General features: G+C 56.8%; 20 protein-coding genes and 1 riboswitch. Of the genes, 18 read left to right on the top strand and 2 right to left on the bottom strand.

Features of this window, described 5'->3' with window-relative positions; all coding sequences use genetic code 11:
• Nucleotides 1-79: 79 nt before the first annotated feature.
• Both ACZ439_RS07620 and ACZ439_RS07615 read right to left on the bottom strand, forming a co-directional pair.
• Nucleotides 80-493 (bottom strand): cupredoxin domain-containing protein, encoded by a 414-nt coding sequence (locus tag ACZ439_RS07620; protein ID WP_230876053.1) that lies wholly within the window; start codon nucleotides 491-493, stop codon nucleotides 80-82.
• A 202-nt stretch (nucleotides 494-695) separates the two neighbouring features.
• Nucleotides 696-1,064 carry a phage holin family protein gene (locus tag ACZ439_RS07615; RefSeq protein WP_054798137.1) on the bottom strand — a complete coding sequence of 123 codons (369 nt, stop codon included), beginning with the start codon at nucleotides 1,062-1,064 and terminating at the stop codon, nucleotides 696-698.
• Nucleotides 1,065-1,254: 190 nt separating this feature from the next.
• Here ACZ439_RS07615 and ACZ439_RS07610 point away from each other — a divergent pair, with 190 nt between their 5' ends.
• The 18 genes from ACZ439_RS07610 (at nucleotide 1,255) to cobS (ending at nucleotide 18,550) form a co-directional block, all read left to right on the top strand.
• Entirely contained in the window at nucleotides 1,255-3,642 is a 2,388-nt protein-coding gene (locus tag ACZ439_RS07610; protein WP_141334984.1) for an endonuclease MutS2, read from the top strand.
• A 159-nt stretch (nucleotides 3,643-3,801) separates the two neighbouring features.
• The gene (locus ACZ439_RS07605) at nucleotides 3,802-4,482 is read left to right on the top strand and encodes a PspA/IM30 family protein (protein WP_141334982.1); all 681 of its coding nucleotides are present in this window, start codon (nucleotides 3,802-3,804) and stop codon (nucleotides 4,480-4,482) included.
• A gap of 101 nt (nucleotides 4,483-4,583) precedes the next feature.
• Nucleotides 4,584-5,003 carry a DUF350 domain-containing protein gene (locus tag ACZ439_RS07600; protein WP_464621118.1) on the top strand — a complete coding sequence of 140 codons (420 nt, stop codon included), beginning with the start codon at nucleotides 4,584-4,586 and terminating at the stop codon, nucleotides 5,001-5,003.
• Nucleotides 5,004-5,208: 205 nt separating this feature from the next.
• A complete protein-coding gene (locus tag ACZ439_RS07595; RefSeq protein ID WP_054798136.1) occupies nucleotides 5,209-5,706 on the top strand; it encodes a hypothetical protein in 498 nt (165 codons plus the stop codon).
• Nucleotides 5,707-5,846: 140 nt separating this feature from the next.
• Nucleotides 5,847-7,178 carry an MFS transporter gene (locus tag ACZ439_RS07590; RefSeq protein WP_464620840.1) on the top strand — a complete coding sequence of 444 codons (1,332 nt, stop codon included), beginning with the start codon at nucleotides 5,847-5,849 and terminating at the stop codon, nucleotides 7,176-7,178.
• Nucleotides 7,179-7,292: 114 nt separating this feature from the next.
• Nucleotides 7,293-8,219, top strand: a complete 927-nt coding sequence (gene cysK, locus ACZ439_RS07585; protein WP_127608242.1) for a cysteine synthase A — start codon at nucleotides 7,293-7,295, stop codon at nucleotides 8,217-8,219.
• A gap of 138 nt (nucleotides 8,220-8,357) precedes the next feature.
• Complete coding sequence (locus ACZ439_RS07580) at nucleotides 8,358-8,657, top strand: hypothetical protein (protein ID WP_054798134.1); 300 nt, start codon at nucleotides 8,358-8,360, stop codon at nucleotides 8,655-8,657.
• A gap of 177 nt (nucleotides 8,658-8,834) precedes the next feature.
• Nucleotides 8,835-9,326 (top strand): Lrp/AsnC family transcriptional regulator, encoded by a 492-nt coding sequence (locus ACZ439_RS07575; protein WP_054798133.1) that lies wholly within the window; start codon nucleotides 8,835-8,837, stop codon nucleotides 9,324-9,326.
• Between the two features lie 15 nt (nucleotides 9,327-9,341).
• Nucleotides 9,342-10,538 (top strand): aminotransferase class I/II-fold pyridoxal phosphate-dependent enzyme, encoded by a 1,197-nt coding sequence (locus ACZ439_RS07570; protein ID WP_127608241.1) that lies wholly within the window; start codon nucleotides 9,342-9,344, stop codon nucleotides 10,536-10,538.
• Nucleotides 10,539-10,667: 129 nt separating this feature from the next.
• The gene (locus ACZ439_RS07565; protein ID WP_054798132.1) at nucleotides 10,668-10,937 is read left to right on the top strand and encodes an aspartyl-phosphate phosphatase Spo0E family protein; all 270 of its coding nucleotides are present in this window, start codon (nucleotides 10,668-10,670) and stop codon (nucleotides 10,935-10,937) included.
• Nucleotides 10,938-11,058: 121 nt separating this feature from the next.
• Complete coding sequence (locus tag ACZ439_RS07560; RefSeq protein WP_464620839.1) at nucleotides 11,059-11,598, top strand: hypothetical protein; 540 nt, start codon at nucleotides 11,059-11,061, stop codon at nucleotides 11,596-11,598.
• Between the two features lie 35 nt (nucleotides 11,599-11,633).
• Nucleotides 11,634-11,847, top strand: a riboswitch (cobalamin riboswitch).
• A 177-nt stretch (nucleotides 11,848-12,024) separates the two neighbouring features.
• Nucleotides 12,025-13,041, top strand: a complete 1,017-nt coding sequence (locus ACZ439_RS07555) for an ABC transporter substrate-binding protein (RefSeq protein WP_464620838.1) — start codon at nucleotides 12,025-12,027, stop codon at nucleotides 13,039-13,041.
• Entirely contained in the window at nucleotides 13,041-14,084 is a 1,044-nt protein-coding gene (locus ACZ439_RS07550; protein WP_127608240.1) for a FecCD family ABC transporter permease, read from the top strand. The genes ACZ439_RS07555 and ACZ439_RS07550 overlap by 1 nt, the downstream gene beginning before the upstream one ends.
• A 98-nt stretch (nucleotides 14,085-14,182) precedes the next feature.
• A complete protein-coding gene (locus tag ACZ439_RS07545; RefSeq protein ID WP_054798131.1) occupies nucleotides 14,183-14,974 on the top strand; it encodes an ABC transporter ATP-binding protein in 792 nt (263 codons plus the stop codon).
• Entirely contained in the window at nucleotides 14,967-16,049 is a 1,083-nt protein-coding gene (cobT, locus tag ACZ439_RS07540) for a nicotinate-nucleotide--dimethylbenzimidazole phosphoribosyltransferase (RefSeq protein WP_464621117.1), read from the top strand. The genes ACZ439_RS07545 and cobT overlap by 8 nt, the downstream gene beginning before the upstream one ends.
• A gap of 118 nt (nucleotides 16,050-16,167) precedes the next feature.
• Entirely contained in the window at nucleotides 16,168-16,713 is a 546-nt protein-coding gene (cobU, locus tag ACZ439_RS07535) for a bifunctional adenosylcobinamide kinase/adenosylcobinamide-phosphate guanylyltransferase (RefSeq protein ID WP_054798129.1), read from the top strand.
• A 23-nt stretch (nucleotides 16,714-16,736) separates the two neighbouring features.
• Nucleotides 16,737-17,723 carry an adenosylcobinamide-phosphate synthase CbiB gene (gene cbiB / locus ACZ439_RS07530; RefSeq protein ID WP_464620837.1) on the top strand — a complete coding sequence of 329 codons (987 nt, stop codon included), beginning with the start codon at nucleotides 16,737-16,739 and terminating at the stop codon, nucleotides 17,721-17,723.
• On the top strand, nucleotides 17,702-18,550 hold the full coding sequence (gene cobS, locus ACZ439_RS07525) for an adenosylcobinamide-GDP ribazoletransferase (RefSeq protein WP_464620836.1): 849 nt from the start codon (nucleotides 17,702-17,704) through the stop codon (nucleotides 18,548-18,550). Before cbiB ends, cobS begins: the two co-directional genes overlap by 22 nt.
• Nucleotides 18,551-18,556: the final 6 nt, after the last annotated feature.

Genomic DNA, 18,556 nt, shown 5'->3' with positions numbered 1-18,556 from the left:
TGATAAATCGCATAAGGAAAAGTTACTTCATAAAAAAAGCGTCCCTTTCGAGAAAGGACGCTTCTGCGGTATATTCGATTTATTCGACGATCAATTTCGATTTCATGGAGATGTGGCCCTGCCCGCAAGGAACGGTGCAAATAATATCATAGGTGCCGGCTTTGTCGGCCTTCACGGTAGCCGTCTTCGACCCGTTATCCAGCTTCACATTCAAACCGTTGATCGAGATGCCGTGCATGCCTTCTTTGTTTTCCAGCGTAAAGGTGACGTCTTGGCCTTGTTTCACCTTGTATTCCTTCTGATCGAATTGGAAATTGGTGGCGACCAGCTTCACTTGCTGAGCCGAGGAGCTTGAGCTGGAAGCTCCTGTCGAAGCTGGCGGCTGCTCTGCCGCTTTAGGGGCTTCCTTCGCCCCGCATGCCGCTAAGGAAAGCATAAGGGCGAATGCCGCTAACGTTACGATCCATTTATTCATATTCATCTTGATTCTCATTTGTAATCCCTCCGTCTCATTTACATGTCCGGGCATTGCTGCATCCCGTAAAGTAAGTGTAACTCGAAGAGGGACTTTTGGCTGTGTCGGGCGGGTGACAACAATATGAACAGATCGTGAAGTAGCCCGGGCAAGTGAAAAACCCAGCCGCACCGCGGGAAACGGTTCGTTCGCGGCTGGGATGAACCGTGGTTGTTTGTTGTTACTTGGCGTCTTCCCGTCCTGAAATGCCATGTTCGAACGGCGTTTTGACCGGAATGAACAAATCGATAATCCCGACCACAAGGGCGGCCAGAATCGCGCCGACAATGCTTGTCGAAACGCCGCCGACAATAAACTGGGCGAGCCAAATGACGAGTGCGCTCACGAGAAAACCGACGATACCCCGGCCGAACGGCGTAATTCGCTTGCCGAACACGCCTTCGATAACCCAGGCGGCGACAGCGATGACCAGGGCCAAGAAGAACGCGCTCCAGAATCCTCCGACAGTGAAGCCGGGAACGATCCAGCTTACTACGAGCAGCATAAGAGCGGAGACAATAAATCGGACTAGATGACCTAACAGATACATCAGACTCATTCCTCCTTAGCGGAACTTATTGTGCAGCATGCTCATCCGGTGCAACATTTAGGGTTGCCTTGAACCCCGGCCGGTATGAATGGAAGGTGAAGGGAAAATCATTCGCTTTGGTACCGCAAGTTGGATATAATAGCAGGTGTAAATGGTTAAGCCAGAAAGGCAGGGACCCATGGGGAAACTGATGAAACCTACGAAATCGTATAATGAAAAAATATTGAATACGCTGGACTATCACTCCGTCTTGGAACGGTGCGCCAACCATGCTTCAACCTCGCTCGGACAAGAACGGGTGCTGGAGACGGTGCCTAGCGGACTGTTTCCCGAGGTGAAAAAAAGGCTTCAAGCGACCGACGAAGCGGTCAATGCCGACCGTCTCAAGGGCGCGGCGCCGTTCGGCGGTATTCGGAATATTCGGAACGCCTTGCATCGCGCGCGCATCGGCGGCGTTCTGAACCCGTCGGAGCTGCTCGACGTCGCGATGACGAGTCAGGGCGGCAGGCGGCTGGGACGCTTCTTAAGCGACGTAAACGACGATTACGCGATCCCGTCATTAATGGAGCTTATTGGACAGCTAACCGATCATAAGCCGATGGAAGACCGCATCCGCCAATGTATCGACGAGAATGCGAACGTGGTCGATAGCGCAAGTCCGGAGCTGGCGCGGATCCGTCATGAGCTGCGGGGCAGCGAATCGAAGGCGCGTGAGCGTCTGGAGCAGATGGTGCGTACCCCCTCGATTCAAAAAATGCTGCAGGACAACCTGGTCACGATCCGCAATGACCGGTATGTCATCCCGGTGAAGCAGGAATACCGCAGTCATTTCGGCGGAATGATTCATGATCAGTCGGCGTCGGGCGCCACGTTGTTTATTGAGCCGGAAGCCGTCGTACAGATGAATAACCGCGTCCGCGAGCTGAAGCTCAAGGAAGAAATCGAAGTCGAAAAAATATTGCGCATGCTGACGGTGCTCGTCGCCGAAGCCGCGGATACGCTGCTCGTCAATGTCGAGGCGCTGGCCGAGCTCGATTTTATTTTCGCCAAAGCGGGACTCGCCCGGGAGATGAAAGCGACGCTGCCGATTTTGAACGACCGCGGCTTCATCAAGCTGAAGCGCGGCCGGCACCCGCTCATCGCGAGCGAGCAAGTCGTACCGATCGACGTGGAAATCGGCAATAAATATTCTTCCATCATCGTTACCGGCCCGAATACAGGCGGTAAGACCGTCTCGTTGAAAACGGTCGGTCTGCTGTCGCTGATGGCGATGTCGGGACTGTTCGTTCCGGCCGAAGAGGGCAGTCAATTGTGCGTCTTCGACGCCATTTACGCCGATATTGGCGACGAGCAAAGCATCGAGCAAAACCTCAGTACGTTCTCCAGCCACATGACGAATATTATCCGGATTCTGAAAGAAATGACGCCAAAAAGCCTGGTGCTCCTCGACGAGCTCGGCGCCGGCACGGATCCTGCGGAAGGCTCTGCCCTCGCCATCTCGATTCTTGATTTCATGCACCGGATGGGCTGCCGGATTATCGCCACGACGCATTACAGCGAGTTGAAGGCGTACGCGTACGACCGTCCAGGCGTCATTAACGCCAGCATGGAGTTCGACGTGCAGACGCTGCGGCCGACTTACCGGCTGCTGATCGGCGTGCCCGGACGAAGCAACGCGTTCGCGATTGCCGAGCGGCTTGGCCTGCCGCGCGCCATCATCGAGAGCGCTCGCGGTCAAGTGGGCGAGGAAGAGCAGCGGGTTGAATCGATGATTGCCACGCTCGAGGAGAACACGCTGCAGGCTGAAGCCGAGCGGACGACGGCGGCACAGCTGCGCAACGAAGTCGAGACGCTCCGCGAGGAGCTGAAGCGCGAACGGCAGAAGTTTGAAGAACAGCGCGACAAGATGCTCGAGCGCGCCGAACGCGAAGCGCGGGAGGCGGTAGCTAAAGCCCGGCGCGAAGCCGAGGAAGTCATTGCCGAGCTGCGCCGCCTGCAGCGCGAGGAGGCCGGGGGCGTTAAGGATCACAAGATCAGCGAGCTGAAGCGTAAAATGAACGACGCCGTGCCGGAGTTGAAGGCCAAACACGCGGTCAAATCGGCGAAGAAGAAGCCGGATCGCCTGGAGCCGGGCGACGAGGTGCTCGTGACCACGGTCGGGCAGAAGGGTCATGTCGTCGAGATCGTGGGCGAGCATGAGGTTTCGGTACAGCTCGGCATTCTCAAGCTGAAGGTGAATAAAGCTGACGTTGAGCTGATTAAAGCGGCTTCCGCGCAGCCGAAGCCCCAGCAGCCGAAGGCGACGTCAAGCCTGAAGCGGACGCGCGACGACAACGCGAAGATGGAGCTTGATCTGCGGGGCGCGAATGTCGAGGAGGCGATTGTGGAAATCGACAGATTTCTCGACGAATCGTATTTGGCGAATTTCGGCCAGGTCTATATCATTCACGGCAAAGGAACCGGCGTTCTGCGTTCCGGGGTGCAAGAATATTTACGCAAGCACAAGCATGTGAAAAGCTACCGCATGGGCAATTACAATGAGGGCGGGGCCGGAGTAACCGTTGCCGAACTGAAATAGTCCCGAGTCGAACGCGCATATCGAATTTTTTCTGCGATCCTCTGAAACGAAAAGCCTCTTGCTTTCGTAATAAAGAAGTGTAAACATCGATGTTCAGGTTGAAGGGTCTGCAGGCTTGTTTTCCACATAAATAATAATTTGAGAGGATGTTAGGTAAAGATGGGGATTTTTAAACGATTGCGCGATTTGACGATGGCTTCGATTAACGACTTGCTTGACAAGGCCGAAGATCCGGTGAAAATGCTGAACCAGTTCCTCCGCGATATGGAAGAGGACATCCTCGAGGCGGAAACCGCAGTCGCGAAGCAAATCGCGATTGAGAAAAAGTTCAAGCAGCAGTATGAGGAAGCGCTGGAAATGGTGCAAAAGCGCGAAGAGCAGGCGCTCAAGGCGCTTGAATCCGGCAACGAAGATTTGGCCCGCCGCGCGCTTCAGGACAAGAAGGAGCATCAGGCGCGTTACGACGAAATGAAAGCGCAGTTCGATACGGCCAAAGCGAATGCAGATCGCCTTCGCGGCCAGCTGGCCGAAATGAAAGATGAATTCGGCAAGTTGAAGAGCAAGAAGGAAGTGCTGGTGGCCCGGGCGGAAGCGGCTAAAGCGCAGAAGCAAATCAACCAGGCGATGTCCGGCTTCGGTACCGATAATGCGGCCAAAGGCTTCGACCGTATGAGCGAGAAGGTTCTTCAGCTTGAAGCGGAAGCCGAAGCGAGCAATGAGCTGCGCGGCAAAAACAAAAGCTTGGACGACGAGCTCGATGCGCTTGGCAAGAACGACGGCGTCGAAGACGAGCTAGCCGCTTTGCGTGCCAAACTGGCTGCCAAGAAACAATCGGAATAAGACGATATGGACGAGACTGAAGGTTAATCGCCTTCAGTCTCTTCGGCTGTTCTCGGATGTGAGCAACCATATGCAGGGAGAGGCAGGGGCAATCGATCATGATGAATGAAGAGGTGGATCGTTTGATGGGAAATCCGTATGTGGAAACCTTGGCGTTTTTTTCGGTCGCCGTATTGGCGCTCGTCGTCTTCTTGGCGGTTTTCGAGTTGGTTACGAAATACAAGGATTGGGAAGAAATCAAGAACGGCAATGTGTCGGTTGCGATGGCGACGGGCGGTAAAATTTTCGGCATATGCAACTTGTTCCGGTTTGCGATTCTTAACAACGATTCCGTACTGCATTCGCTGATTTGGGCGGGATACGGTTTTGTATTGCTGCTTGCAGCCTATTTTATTTTTGAGTTTTTGACGCCCTACTTCAAAATCGACGAACAAATCCAAAAGGATAATCGCGCGGTCGGCTTTCTCTCGATGATTCTTTCCATCTCGCTCTCGTATGTGATCGGCGCGAGCGTGACCTAAGGGCACCGGCTTGCAGACACCGTAGAAGATGAACAAGCCCTGAGGGAGAGGTGCGGAGATTGAAGTATTTATGGGGGACCTTGTTTGCGCTTGCGCTTGTGTTTTTGGGCGCGGGCGTTTACTATTTTATTAAATATGCATGAAGAGAGTGGCCCGGCGATATGGAGCATGGACCCGAGGCCGGTCACCCGAGGAGGTATGACGATTGTCGCAAGCGGAAGATTTGTTTTGCCCTTGGTGCCAAACCGAAATTGTATGGGATCCCGAGATCGGACCGGAGACTTCGTGTCCGCATTGCTATAATGACTTGGGCGATTACCGCAGCATTCAATTAACGGTCAAGCAGACAGGACAATCGATCCAGTTTGACGAGGATGAAGACGAAGAATACGACGATATGGACGAGGCCGAGCTGGAAGCCATGGACGACGAATATGAGGAAGGCGTGCAGCGGCTGCTGGACCATCAAGAGGAAGCGCCCGAGTGCACGTCCTGTCAAAGCTTTATGCTGCTCGCGGGCACCCGGACGTCGCCGGATTCGTTCGTACCGTTCGTTCATCAGGCGATCAAGAAACCGCTGCTTTCCGCTTCGCATGCGAGCCAGGTATACGTTTGCCCGTCATGCTTCAAGGTTGAGCATGTATTGGCGGAGAAGGATCGCGTGGCGATGATCGAGCTGCTCAAGCAGCACGGGAAGGCGTAAATTCGATAGCAACGATGTACAAAAAAAAGGGAATCCGAAGCTGGGTCGCCGGCGGAGGATTTCTTTTTTTTGCTTCAGGTCATGCTTTCCGGCCGATTGGGGAAGCTAAAGCTTACACACTCCAAAGAGAGGGTGAGGGCATGTACACCGGATCGAAACATGATTCGCACCATGGCAGGACGGGCTTGCTGCAAGACGGGAAAGACCGGCACGAATGGCGTGAGGTGCGGGGGGAACATGAAGAGGAAGGAAAGCGGGGCGGCCGCAAATCCGTCCTGAAGAAAGGCGAGCCGCTCTCCGCACAGTCCAGACTGCTGCTTGCGGTAAGCGGTTTTTTTGCGGCAGGCAACGCTTTATCCGGGACGTTCGTTAACGTGTACTTGTGGAAGGCGAAGCAAGATTTCACGCTGATCGGTTGGTTTACGCTGATTCATCATTTGACGATGGCGCTGACGTTCTGGATCTCGGGTAAATGGGTGAAGGAACATAACAAGATGAATTGTCTGCGTGCCGGCGTGGCGGTTTCCGCGCTGTTCTACTTGATTGTGCTGTGGTTCGGCGAAAGCGCAGCTGAATATTTCGTGCTGCTCGGCGTAACGCAGGGGCTCGCCGCGGGCTTTTTTTGGCTTGCGTTCAATGTCGTTTATTTCGAAGTGACGGATCCCGACAGTCGTGACCGGTTCAACGGCTGGGTCGGCCTCATCGGGTCGGGCGTCGGGATGATTGCCCCGTGGCTTTCCGGTATGTTGATCGTACGCATGGGCGCCGTCAGCGGATACCGGTTTATTTTTACGCTGTCGCTGGTCGTCTTTGTCGTCGGCGTGATCGTCAGCTTTTTTCTGAAAAAGCGGAAGACGACCGGCACTTATGAATGGATGCTGACATGGAGATGTTTAAGGCAAAAGGATACCGCATGGCGCACGGTCAGCGCCGCGCTTGTCGCTCAAGGCTGCCGCGAGGGCGTGTTCGGCTTCATGATTGCGCTGCTCGTGTATGTGCATACGGGCAACGAGATGAAGCTCGGCAATTTCGCGCTCATTTCCTCGGCCGTCTCGCTGGTGTTCTTCATGCTGGCAGGGCGTCTGTTGAAGCCAAGATTTCGGCGAATGGCCATGCTGATCGGCGTTGTGATGCTGGTTCTGATCATTTTGCCTTTCTTCTGGAAGGTAAGCTTCACGACGCTGCTGATTTTTGGAATAGGGGCCGCGATTTTCTATCCGCTGTACAGCATCCCTATGACGACCATCGTCTTCGATTTAATCGGCAAAGAAGAGGAGAGCGTGAAGCTTCGCGAGGAGTACATCGTTATGCGCGAGCTGGCGCTGAATGCGGGAAGGCTGCTCGGCACAGCCGTGTTCGTCGCCGTCATTTCCTTCGCGAGCTCTCCTGCGGTGATGAACTGGCTGCTGCTCGGCATCGGCAGCTCGCCGCTGGCCGCCTATTACTTCATGCGCAAGGCGCATGCCGCGTGATGGCGGGCCAGACAAACGGCCGACTTGACCTCGGGCGGTCCGGGTCTTTACAATTAAGGCCATAGGCCCGGGTGTTCGCACCCGGCGCAAGCGGAAGTAAAGGAGCGGCGCGGTATGACGAAGCGAACAAGAATGGTAAACAGCATCACCGAGCTGATCGGGGACACTCCCGCAGTTCGGATTCGGCGGCTGGCAGGCGAAGACGATGCCGAATTGTATGTAAAGCTTGAATATTTCAATCCCAGCGGCAGCGTGAAGGACCGGGCCGCTTATAATTTGATTATACAAGCTGAGAAGGACGGGCGTCTGAAGCCGGGGGCTACGATTATCGAGCCGACGAGCGGGAATACGGGGATCGGACTGGCGATGAATGCGGCGGCCAAAGGGTACCGGGCGATATTGATCATGCCGGATAATATGTCGAAGGAACGGATTAATATTCTGAAAGCCTATGGGGCTGAAGTTGTGCTCACGCCAGCCGAGGAGCGCATGCCAGGGGCTATCCGGAAGGCCGAGGAGCTTCGCGGGCAAATCCCCGACAGCTTCATTCCGCAGCAGTTTGAAAACCCCGCGAACCCGGACATCCACCGGGTGACGACGGCGCTCGAAATTCTCGAGCAGATGGAAGGGCGTCTCGATGCGTTCGTCGCCACTTCCGGAACGGGAGGCACGATTACCGGTACGGGTGAAGCGCTTCGCAAGGAGCTGCCGGACATCCAGATTTATGTCGTCGAGCCTAAAGGCTCGCCGGTGCTGTCCGGAGGCAAGCCGGGGCCGCACAAGCTGGTCGGGACGAGCCCGGGCTTTGTTCCGGCGATCTTGAATACGAGCGTATACGACGAGATTGTGCAAGTATCCGACGAGGACGCGCTGCATACGATGCGCGAGCTCGCCAGGCGCGAGGGCATTCTTGTCGGGCCGTCGGCAGGGGCGTCGGTGTGGACCGGGTTGCAGGTGGCGCGCAGGCTTGGAGCCGGCAAACGGGTGTTATGCATAGCTCCCGATACGGGCGAACGCTATTTAAGCATGGATATTTTTTAAACGAATACAAAGATACTCGGCTAAGAAGCCGGGTATTTTTCATTCAGAGGGTTTGCATATTTATTCAATAATGTGTATAATAATAAATATAAAGCAGGTGGATGTTACGGTCCTGAATCAGGGGAGGAGAATCGCGAAATGAAAATCGCGCTGCATAACGAGCTTCCGGGTGAAGCGCAATTTCGTCAATGGATCGACTCTATGGCGGGAGAAGCCGACGGCTTTCCGGTCTTCGAATATGAAACGATATGTCAAAGCGGGCGTATTATCGCCGCTTATGATCAAGAACGATTAGTTGGCCTCGGCCGGCTGTCGGACAATAACGCCGCTTCGCAGATGGAATTTTCCATATTGCCGGAGTACCGTAACCGGGAGATTGAAATGTATATGCGTAAGCTGCTGCCCGTTGCATCGTCGAAGTCGTCCGTTCATTCATAGCGGCCAAGCCCGCCAATCCTACCAGTGCCCATATCAGGTGTCCAGCGGAATGAAGCTGAACGCCTTTTTTTTGCGCCCGGAACCTCGAAGAGGAATCACCTATTTTTGCTTTGCCAAGCGGGTGCGATAGGTGTAATATGAAGAAATAGTTTCTTGTTTAAACAGGAGGATGAGTCCATGGAACAATTCAAAATGAAAATCATTGAGCTGCTGAAGGAAGACGCTCGCCGCACACCAGCCCTGATCGCGACTATGCTTGCGGCACCGGAGGCGGAAGTGGCGGAGGCGATCCGCGAGCTCGAGGAAGCGAACGTTATCGTAAAATACGCGACGGTCGTGAATTGGGCCAAAGTGGATAGCGAGAAAGTCACCGCTTTAATCGAAGTGCAGATTACACCTGAACGCGGCCGCGGTTTCGATGCCATAGCGGAGCGTATTAACTTATATCCGGAAGTGAAGTCGGTTTACTTGATGTCGGGAGCGTACGATTTGCTTGTTGAAATTGAAGGCAAGACGCTCAAGGAAGTCGCGTCGTTCGTATCGAACAAGTTGTCCCCGATCGATCGCGTGCTGTCGACGAAGACGCATTTTATTTTGAAAAAGTATAAACAGGACGGGATTTCGTTCGAGGATCATCAGGACGACAGCCGTCTGCTAATCTCACCGTAAAGGACGTCGTGAACGATGATAGAACAACAAAGTCAAAGTCAAACCAAGAAATCGATGTCGAGCTATATTGCTCCGCTTGTACGCGAAATTCCGCCTTCGGGGATCCGCAAGTTTTTCGATCTGACTGTCGGCAGTAAAGATATCATCTCCCTTGGCGTCGGCGAACCGGACTTTAGCACGCCTTGGCACGTCAGAGAAGCATGCGTCTATGCGCTGGAGAGGGGAAACACCAAATATACGCCGAATTCCGGCTTGCCGGAGCTGCGCGAAGCTATCGCCGAATACTTGTACGATTCGTTCCAGGTCCCTTACGAACCGACGGACGAGGTGCTCGTTACGGTCGGCGGCAGCGAAGCGATCGACCTGGCGCTTCGCGTGTTGGTTACGCCGGGCGACGAGATTCTGATCCCGGAGCCTTGTTATATTTCGTATAGCCCGATTACGAAAATCGGCGGCGGCATTCCCGTAGGGATCGAGACGTTCGCCAAAGATCAGTTCAAGCTGACGCCTGAAGCATTGAAAGCGGCCATCACGCCTCGCTCTAAAGTGCTGATTTTGTGCTACCCCAGCAATCCGACGGGAGGCATCATGACCTATGAGGATTGGCTGCCTATCGCCAAAATCGTCGAGGAGCACGATCTTATCGTCATCTCGGACGAAATATACGCCGAGCTGACGTATGAGAAAAAGCACGTCAGCTTCGCCTCCATACCCGGCATGCGCGACCGGACGATTCTGGTTAGCGGGTTCTCCAAGGCTTTCGCCATGACCGGATGGCGGATGGGGTATGCTTGCGGACACCGCGATTTGATTGCGGCCATGCTGAAAATCCATCAATACACCGTCATGTGCGCGCCGTCAATGGGCCAAGTGGCGGCCATCGAAGCGCTTCGGCACGGGCTGGAGGAGAAGGACCGGATGGTGGAGTCGTACAATCAGCGCAGGCGGTTAGTTGTGCATGGTTTCAGCCAGATCGGTTTGCCGTGCCATGAGCCGCAAGGAGCGTTTTATGCGTTTCCTTCGATTCAAGCGACCGGCCTTACCTCGGAGGAATTTGCGCAGCGCCTTTTATTCGAGGGGAAGGTCGCGGCGGTGCCCGGATCTGCGTTCGGACTGGGCGGCGAAGGTTTTTTACGCTGTTCCTACGCCTATTCGGTCAGTCAATTGACGGAAGCGATCGATCGAATAGGAAATTTCATGAAAAAGTTGTAGGTTCGACAAAAATAGTCATTTTCAAGTTTCTCCAAAACTGGTATGTTAGATGTATGGAAGTTTCATAGATAAATCCTTTATGAAGCTGTTATCCATAGGTCTAAAGATCGGGAACGGGAGGGATGAACGATGGCATTTCCGGAATATCGGCTTCGGCAGTATTTGAACGTCGTATGGATTCAAGAGAACGATCGCAATGCCAAGTGGATTTTTGGTAAACGGAAAACAAACTCATCCGCAACGTCTTTAGAAGATGAAATTTACCGTCTGCGACAAGAGCTGGAATCGTTAGTCCAAAGCGGGAATACGTTAACTTCCCCTCGAGTCGTCGAGATTAGTATGGAACTGGACATTAAAATTAATGAATATATGAATCGTCATCGTGGAAGCCGTTCCTGAACGGCTTCTTTTCGTTATTCCTTATATTTTGATACAAGCCTTTCGGGTATGGTAAGATAGGTCGATAGAGACCTAGCAGATGAATGTTTTGACGCAACGCGGCAAATGGGAGGAAAAGGATTTGAGGAAAGGAAGCTGGCTGGTCATCGCGTTGGTCCTTATGCTTCTGGCCGGATGCGGCGGCGGAGGAACGAAAGCGGACGTGCCGATTTTTATCATGTCATCGACAAGCATGCCGGGCGGTGCGGCGGAGAAGCTTGAAGCGGCCCTTGTGTCTAAAGTGGGAGAAGCCCCAACGGTGGCTGTCGCGGTCTCCCCGATGTTTTCGCTCGAGAAGATGATCATTGAGGTTGCGGCGGCCGGTAACGGAATTCTCATCCTTCCCGGCGATCAATTCCGGGGCTTGGGTAAGCAGGGTGGATACGTGCCGCTCGACGAATTGGCGAAGGCGGAAGACTTCCCGGACGGAGTGCTGGAACTGCCGGTGGACGGGAATCCGGACGGCAAGCTCGAAAAGCACTTATTCGGCATCTCGGTCGAGAAGACGACATGGTTCGCCGATCTGGGCCTGAGCGGCCAAGACTTGTACGCGTTCATTCCGCAAAATGCGCCGGATATTGAAAAAGCGAAGCAAGTGATGAAGCACATTGCGCAAAAATAGCCGTTGTCCTGAACGATTGGGCAATAAGCGGCGTTGTTCTAAATAAAGGTTCGGGTGCCTGCGGGCGGCGAAAGCCGCTGGTTCGCAGGTTAAAAGGGAAGCCGGTGCGATTCCGGCGCGGTCCCGCCACTGTAACCGGGCGATAAGCTCTCTCTGATAGCCACTTGCCGGCAATTGCCGGTTGGGAAGGCGAGAAAGCGCCGAAAGGAGCCCGGAAGCCAGGAAACCTGCCCGAACTTCATACGCTTGTTCCTTTCGCGGAAAAGGAGCGCAGCGGCGGTTTGCTCCGGCCCCAGGTCTTTACGACCCGGGACCGGGTCTGAAACATGCCCTCTGCTCCGGATTCGCGTCCGCAGGCGGAGGTTTTTTTGTATGTTCAGTCAAGGGAACGTTCTAGCCAATGATGAATGAAGGAGAGAAAAGATGATGAATACCAGCACAAAACGATACTTGCGAAAGCTGACGACGGCCGTCGTCAGCTTAGCGCTTGCGGCCGCATTGGCTGCTTGCGGCAGTAAGGCGACCGCGCCGAACCAAGGTCAGCTCGTCGACCCGCCGAAAGCGCAGAGCAGCCAGCAGGAAGGAACGGAGCAAGCGAAGCGGACGACATACCCGCTGAAGGTGCAGGATGCGACAGGCAAGGAATTCGTGTTTGAGAAAGCGCCGGAGCGGATCGCTTCGACGTCACCGAGCGAAACGGAGATCTTGTTTGCGCTCGGACTCGGGAGTAAAATCGTCGGCGTCTCGGATTATTGCGATTACCCGGCGGAAGCTGCGACGAAGCCGAAGCTCGGCAGCATCACGAAGCCGAACGAAGAAGCGCTGATCGGAGCGGGCGCCGATTTTGTTCTGACCGGCGTTTCCATGAAAGCGCCGACGGTGGACAAGCTGCGCGAGCTGAAGATCAATCTGTATCAGGTACAGCCGAAAACGATGGACGACGTCCTGGCGAACATTGAGAGAATGGGCGAAATTTTCGATCGCCAAGAAGAAGCCCGGAAGCTCGTCGAGCAAATGAAAGCGGATCGGCAAAGCGTGGTCGACGCTGTAAAATCAGTAAAGCCGGAGCAGAGGAAAAAAGTGTTCATCGAATTTTCCCCGGGCTATACCGTCGGTTCGGGCGAGTTTTTGAGCGAACTGATCGAGACGGCAGGCGGGATCAACGTATACGCATCGGAGAAAGGGTACGTCAAGCTGAGCGAAGAGAAAGTCATCGCCGCAAACCCGCAGGTCATTTTGTATCCGAAAAATTTGATCGACGACAAGTCGAAAAAATCGCTCGACCAAATCATTCGCGAGCGCAGCGGCTGGGATCAGCTCGAAGCGGTGAAAGGAAACAAGCTGGCCGGCATCGATAAAGATACGACAAGCCGTCCGGGTCCGCGAATTACGGAAGGCTTGAAGGAAATCGCCAAAGGAATTTATCCGGAACTGGTGAACTAATGAAGCGGAAGCTGATGCTATGGGGCGGACCTTGCCTTGTCTTGCTTCTGTTAGCCGCAACCGTCTCATTATCGGTCGGCTCGGTGCAGGTGCCTTTCGTGCACGTCTGGAAAATATTGCTGCATCACCTGCCTGGCATGGAGGGGCGCTTAACGGTAGATTGGCAAACGTCTTCGGAGCAAATCGTGTGGAAGGTCAGGCTGCCTCGCGTCGTGCTCGGGATGCTCGTCGGAGCGGCCTTGGGACTGGCTGGCGCCGCTTTCCAAGGGGTGCTGCGCAATCCGCTGGCCGATCCGTACACGCTCGGCGTTTCCTCGGGCGCGTCGGTCGGCGCTTCCTTTCTTATCTTATTCGGCTTGCAGTATGTATTCGGCGAATGGAGCGTTCCGGCGGTCGCCTTCGGTACAGGAACGCTAACGCTTGCGGTCGTGCTGATGCTGGCGAGAGCGGACGGCAAGCTGCGGATCGAAACGGTGATTTTATCGGGTGTGGTGATGCAGGCGTTTTTGTCGGCCCTAGTCTCGCTGATGGTCTCGATGTCGAAGCAGGTCATCAATGAAATTATATTCTGGCTGATGGGCAGCTTGGCGCTTCGCGGTTGGTCGTATACGTTGATATTGCTGCCTTACCTGGTAATTGGCGTAGCGGTGCTGACCGGTTACGGCCGGGCCATGAACGTATTCGCGCTAGGCGAGCGGCAAGCGGCATACTTAGGCGTCAACATCGAGCGCACCAAGCTGATCGTATTGATCGCTTCCACATTAATTACGGCGGCGGCCGTATCCGTCTCCGGCGTGATCGCGTTCGTCGGACTGCTCGTGCCGCACTTGCTGCGGCTGATCGCCGGGCCGGATTACCGCCTGCTGCTGCCGTTATCGGTGATAGGCGGCGCCATCTACGTGCTGCTCGCGGATACGCTTGCGCGCACGCTGCTTAGTCCGACGGAGATTCCGCTAGGCGTGGTGACCGCATTCATGGGCGCGCCGTTCTTCGCTTATTTGTTGCGACGACGAAAGCGCATCATTCGGGACCAAGCGGTGTGAGCGCAGCAGGGAAACGGTAAGGGGACGCTAGGAAACGAAGGAGGAGGCTGGACGGCGGTTAGGCGGAGATTGGCGAATGCGGCGAAGGGGGACTTGCCATGATCGAGGTTGCGATGGAACGGGTGGTGAAGCGGTACGGCGCGCGGACAGTTCTGAACGGCATCGACTTTCAGGTGGAGCCGGGGGAATGGTTTGGCATTCTCGGTCCGAACGGCGGCGGCAAATCGACGCTGCTGCAGGCTATGGCCGGCGTCGAGCCGATAGACGGCGGGACGGTGAAGCTTTCGGGCAAGCCGGTCGGCGAGTACTCGCGTAAAGCGCTGGCCCGGCAGGTCGCGGTGCTGCAGCAGGATGCGCTGCAGCCGGTTGGCTTCACGGTGCAGGAAGTGGTGGAGATGGGCCGTTACCCGTATCAGAACTGGTTCGGTGATGAAGCGGAAGACGCCGCCGCCTTGGTCGACCGCGTCATTCGCTGGCTCAAGCTCGAGCCGCTGCGGGAACGCCCGGTCGACGCGCTGAGCGGCGGAGAACGCCAGCGTGTCGCGCTCGGCAAGGCGATGGCGCAGCAGCCGAAGCTGCTGCTGCTGGACGAGCCGACGACGTTCCTCGATATCGGCTTCCAGCTCGAGATGATGGATAGGATTCGCCTGTGGCAGAAGGAGTGCGGCATGACGGTCGTCTCGGTGCTTCACGATCTGAACTTGGCCGCGCAATATTGTGACCGGCTGCTGCTGCTGCACGAAGGCGTCATTGCCGGGATTGGCGGAGCGGGGGATGTGCTGCAGGAGGATTTGCTCGAAAGGGTATACGGTACGCGGCCGTTCGTGGTGTCTCATCCCGAACGGGGCGTCCCGCAAATTTTATTGGCAGGGGGCGTTCATGATGAATAACGACAGGTGGAAGGACTTCGTTTCCGGTATTGAGCCTATATATGACGGCAAGTGGGCGGAAGCCGCAGCGCGGCTGGATCGGCTGACGAAGCCGCCGGGCAGCTTAGGCCGGCTTGAGGATATGGCGAAGCAGCTTGCCGGGATTACGGGGCAGTTGTACCCGGATTTGTCGCGTAAAGCGGTCATTGTGATGGCCGGCGACCACGGCGTGTGCGAGGAGGGCGTGAGCGCCTTCCCGTCGGAAGTGACGCCGCAGATGGTATTGAACTTCTTGAACGGCGGTGCGGCCGTCAACGTGCTGGCACGCCAGGTCGGAGCCGATGTCGTTTGCGTCGACGTCGGCGTGAATGCCGACTTGAGCCATCCGTCGCTCGTCTCGCGCAAGGTGCGCAAAGGAACGGCCAACATGGCGCAGGGCCCGGCGATGACGCGTGAAGAAGCGATTGCGGCGATTGCCGCCGGCTTCGACTTGACCGGCGAGCTGGCCGCGCGCGGTTACCGGCTGTTCGCGGCGGGCGAGATGGGCATCGGCAACACGACGGCCAGCTCGGCGATTTTATCCGTGCTCGGCGCGACCGACACGGTGCAAGCGACAGGGCGCGGGACCGGCATTGACGACGTGCGGCTGGCGCATAAGCAGGACGTCATTCGCCGGGCGATCGAGCGGAATCGGCCGAATGCCGACGATCCGATCGACGTGCTGGCGAAGGTGGGCGGGCTGGAGATCGCCGGGCTTGTCGGCGTCATTCTCGGGGCCGCCCGGCATCGCTGCCCGGTCGTGATCGACGGCTTCATCTCGTCGTCGGCTGCGCTGATCGCATCGCGGCTTGCCCCGCTCAGCACGTCGTATATGCTCGCTTCGCACCTGTCGCACGAGCAGGGGCATGCCCGCCTGCTGGAGCGAATCGGCCTTGCGCCGATATTGCGCATGGATATGCGGCTCGGCGAAGGAACGGGCGCTGTGCTCGCCTTCCCTCTTATCGAAGCGGCCGTAAATATTATGAGCCAGATGGCGACGTTCGACGATGCTGGCATCTCGCAAGCGGTGGATAAGAGTACGCCGGAGAAGGTGTAGCCCCACCGGTCCGCGGCCGGGAGATAGGGGAGGCGGCTGAGCGGTTTCGTTCAAGGTTCGGCATTTGGCATTTGGCGTAGGCATTCACAAAAACAGATAGCATCGGGAGGCTCGTGCAATGAAGGTGTTGGTGACGGGCGGCGCGCGCAGCGGCAAAAGCTCCTTCGCGGAGCGGTATGCCGCCACGCTCGCCCCCGAAGGGTTGTACGTTGCGACGGCGCACGCGTATGACGAAGAGATGAAAGCGCGTATCGGGCTTCATCGCCAGGAGCGCGAAGAGCGCGGTTTTTCATGGACGACGGCGGAAGCGCCTTACGCGCTGGCGGAGACGCTGCGTCAGGCGGATGCGCCGGTCGTGCTGGTCGACTGCCTGACCTTATGGCTGTCGAACTGGCTGCTGCGCTTTGAAGGGCACAGCGCCCGCGATCGGCTGCTGGAAGGGAAGATCGGGGAGCTGGTTGAAGCTTTCCGGGAGCTGGATCGGCCTGTCGTGCTTGTCACGAACGAAGTCGGCAGCGGGCTTGTGCCCGAAAATAAGCTGGGACGGTTATTCCGCGATTTGTCCGGTCGTATGAACCAGCGTCTGGCCCGGGAAGCGGACCAGGTGTTTCTGGTTACGGCCGGCATTGCCGTTGAGTTGAAAAGCCGTGAGTTTCGTCTGTAGCCGGGGAAGGCGAGGGAACGGAGTTGCTTGTATACAGTTGGGAAGAAGCGGCCTGGATGGCCTTGGCCGCGATCGTCACGGATTGGATCGTCGGCGATCCGGCCTGGCGCTGGTTGACGCATCCGGTTGTGTGGATCGGGCGATGGATCGGATGGCTGGAGCGCCGGCTAAGAGAGGACGGGCGGCCGTTGCCGCCCGCTTCGCTTCGCAGGCGCGGGCTCGTATTGACAGCGCTGACGGTAGGTTTGGCGTTTGCCGTCATCTACGCCATCGTCTGGGCGGCGTTTTGGATCCATCCATGGCTTGGGTACGCGGTTAACGTATGGTTCATCTCGACCACCATCGCGGTCAAAGGCCTGAAGCAAGCGGCGATGGCCGTTTATGTGCCGCTGCGGGAAGGACGGCTTGCCGAAGCGCGCACCTTCACCGGTTATATCGTCGGGCGCGATACGACGAAGCTGGAGGAGCCGGAGCTGACGCGCGCCACGGTGGAGACGGTGGCGGAGAACATCGTCGATGCGTTCACAGCTCCGATTTGTTTCGCTTTATTGGGAGGCGCGCCGCTGGCGATGCTGTACCGGGCGACGAACACGCTGGATTCGATGGTCGGGTACAAGAACGACAAGTATGCGGATTTCGGCTGGGCCTCGGCGCGCTGGGACGATGTGCTCAATTACATACCCGCCCGGCTGGCCGGCCTGCTGCTCGTAGTGTGGGCGTGCTGCGCGCCGGGTATGTCGGGAAAGCGCGCGGCGAAGGCGGTGCTTCGCTTCGCGAAGCTGCATCCGAGTCCGAACAGCGGCATTCCTGAATCGGCGGCGGCCGGCGCGCTGGGCATCGAGCTTGGCGGCGTGAACGTCTACCATGGGCGCGCCAGCGAACGCGCCCGGATGGGCTGGCCGCTGCGGCAGCGCGGACGGGACGATATCGTCCGCACGGTGGGGATGCTGTACGGCGTCAGTTATCTCATGGCAGGAGGGCTGCTGATATGCGCGCTGTTGTCGCTCTGATCGGAGCGTGGGGTGCCGCTTGCGCGGCGGCCTTTCAGTTTTTGACCCGGCTTCCGGTGCCGGTCCGGCTCGAGTACGATGACGCTTTGTTTCGGCGGAGCGTCGTTTTTTATCCGTTCGTCGGCTGGGTGCTGGGGGGGCTCGTTGCTGTACTCGGCGGTATGCTGACGGCCTTGGGCCTGCCGCCGACGGTAGCGGCTGCGCTGACGCTCTGCGGCTGGATCGCCTTGACCGGCGCGCTGCATCTGGACGGTCTCATGGATACGGCGGACGGAATTTTCAGTCACCGCTCTCGCGAGCGTATGCTTGAAATTATGAAAGACAGCCGCGTCGGCGCCATGGGCGTCATTGCTTGCGTGCTGCTGCTGCTCATCAAATGGTCGCTGTTGTCCGAGCTGCTCGGCACATCCGGCGAACGACTGCCCTCCAGCTGGCCGCTCGTCTCGCTTGCGCCGTTGTGGAGCCGCTGGTTCATGGTGGCGGCGATCGTCGGCTGGCCCTATGCGAGAGCGTCGCAAAGCGGCGGGCTGGGCGGTTTTTTTCGCGGGGTCGGATGGCGGCATGCGGGCGTGCAAACGGCGCTTGCTCTGGCGCTGTCTTGGCTAACCATTTGCGGCTTAACAGCTGCCGGCTGGATAAGCTCGACGCCCGGAGAAGGCCTAAGGTTGGCGCTGGCGTTCGGCTTGACGGCAGGTGTGCTCGGCACGGTCATGAGCACGTATATCGCCAGAAAGCTGGGCGGCTTGACCGGCGACACGTACGGCGCGATGAATGAAACGATCGAAGCGGCGCTGCTGCTGCTGCTGTGGATGATGGCGGTGAGATGATACAAG

This window comes from Paenibacillus sp. JCM 9796, assembly GCF_055379675.1.
Note: the sequence above shows the minus strand (reverse complement) of the source record. Positions and strands in the feature narration are given on the sequence as shown.

Bases quoted from the DNA above. Each gene is read 5' to 3' on its own strand.
- ACZ439_RS07610 (WP_141334984.1), top strand. From the start codon at position 1,255: ATGAAACCTACGAAATCGTATAATGAAAAAATATTGAATACGCTGGAC.
- ACZ439_RS07545 (WP_054798131.1), top strand. From the start codon at position 14,183: ATGATCGAGGTTGCGATGGAACGGGTGGTGAAGCGGTACGGCGCGCGG.
- ACZ439_RS07600 (WP_464621118.1), top strand. From the start codon at position 4,584: ATGAATGAAGAGGTGGATCGTTTGATGGGAAATCCGTATGTGGAAACC.
- ACZ439_RS07605 (WP_141334982.1), top strand. From the start codon at position 3,802: ATGGGGATTTTTAAACGATTGCGCGATTTGACGATGGCTTCGATTAAC.
- ACZ439_RS07550 (WP_127608240.1), top strand. From the start codon at position 13,041: ATGAAGCGGAAGCTGATGCTATGGGGCGGACCTTGCCTTGTCTTGCTT.
- ACZ439_RS07565 (WP_054798132.1), top strand. From the start codon at position 10,668: ATGGCATTTCCGGAATATCGGCTTCGGCAGTATTTGAACGTCGTATGG.
- cobU (WP_054798129.1), top strand. From the start codon at position 16,168: ATGAAGGTGTTGGTGACGGGCGGCGCGCGCAGCGGCAAAAGCTCCTTC.
- ACZ439_RS07590 (WP_464620840.1), top strand. From the start codon at position 5,847: ATGTACACCGGATCGAAACATGATTCGCACCATGGCAGGACGGGCTTG.
- cobS (WP_464620836.1), top strand. From the start codon at position 17,702: ATGCGCGCTGTTGTCGCTCTGATCGGAGCGTGGGGTGCCGCTTGCGCG.
- ACZ439_RS07580 (WP_054798134.1), top strand. From the start codon at position 8,358: ATGAAAATCGCGCTGCATAACGAGCTTCCGGGTGAAGCGCAATTTCGT.
- ACZ439_RS07615 (WP_054798137.1), bottom strand. From the start codon at position 1,064: ATGTATCTGTTAGGTCATCTAGTCCGATTTATTGTCTCCGCTCTTATG.
- cysK (WP_127608242.1), top strand. From the start codon at position 7,293: ATGACGAAGCGAACAAGAATGGTAAACAGCATCACCGAGCTGATCGGG.
- cobT (WP_464621117.1), top strand. From the start codon at position 14,967: ATGAATAACGACAGGTGGAAGGACTTCGTTTCCGGTATTGAGCCTATA.
- ACZ439_RS07620 (WP_230876053.1), bottom strand. From the start codon at position 493: ATGAGAATCAAGATGAATATGAATAAATGGATCGTAACGTTAGCGGCA.
- ACZ439_RS07575 (WP_054798133.1), top strand. From the start codon at position 8,835: ATGGAACAATTCAAAATGAAAATCATTGAGCTGCTGAAGGAAGACGCT.
- ACZ439_RS07570 (WP_127608241.1), top strand. From the start codon at position 9,342: ATGATAGAACAACAAAGTCAAAGTCAAACCAAGAAATCGATGTCGAGC.
- ACZ439_RS07555 (WP_464620838.1), top strand. From the start codon at position 12,025: ATGAATACCAGCACAAAACGATACTTGCGAAAGCTGACGACGGCCGTC.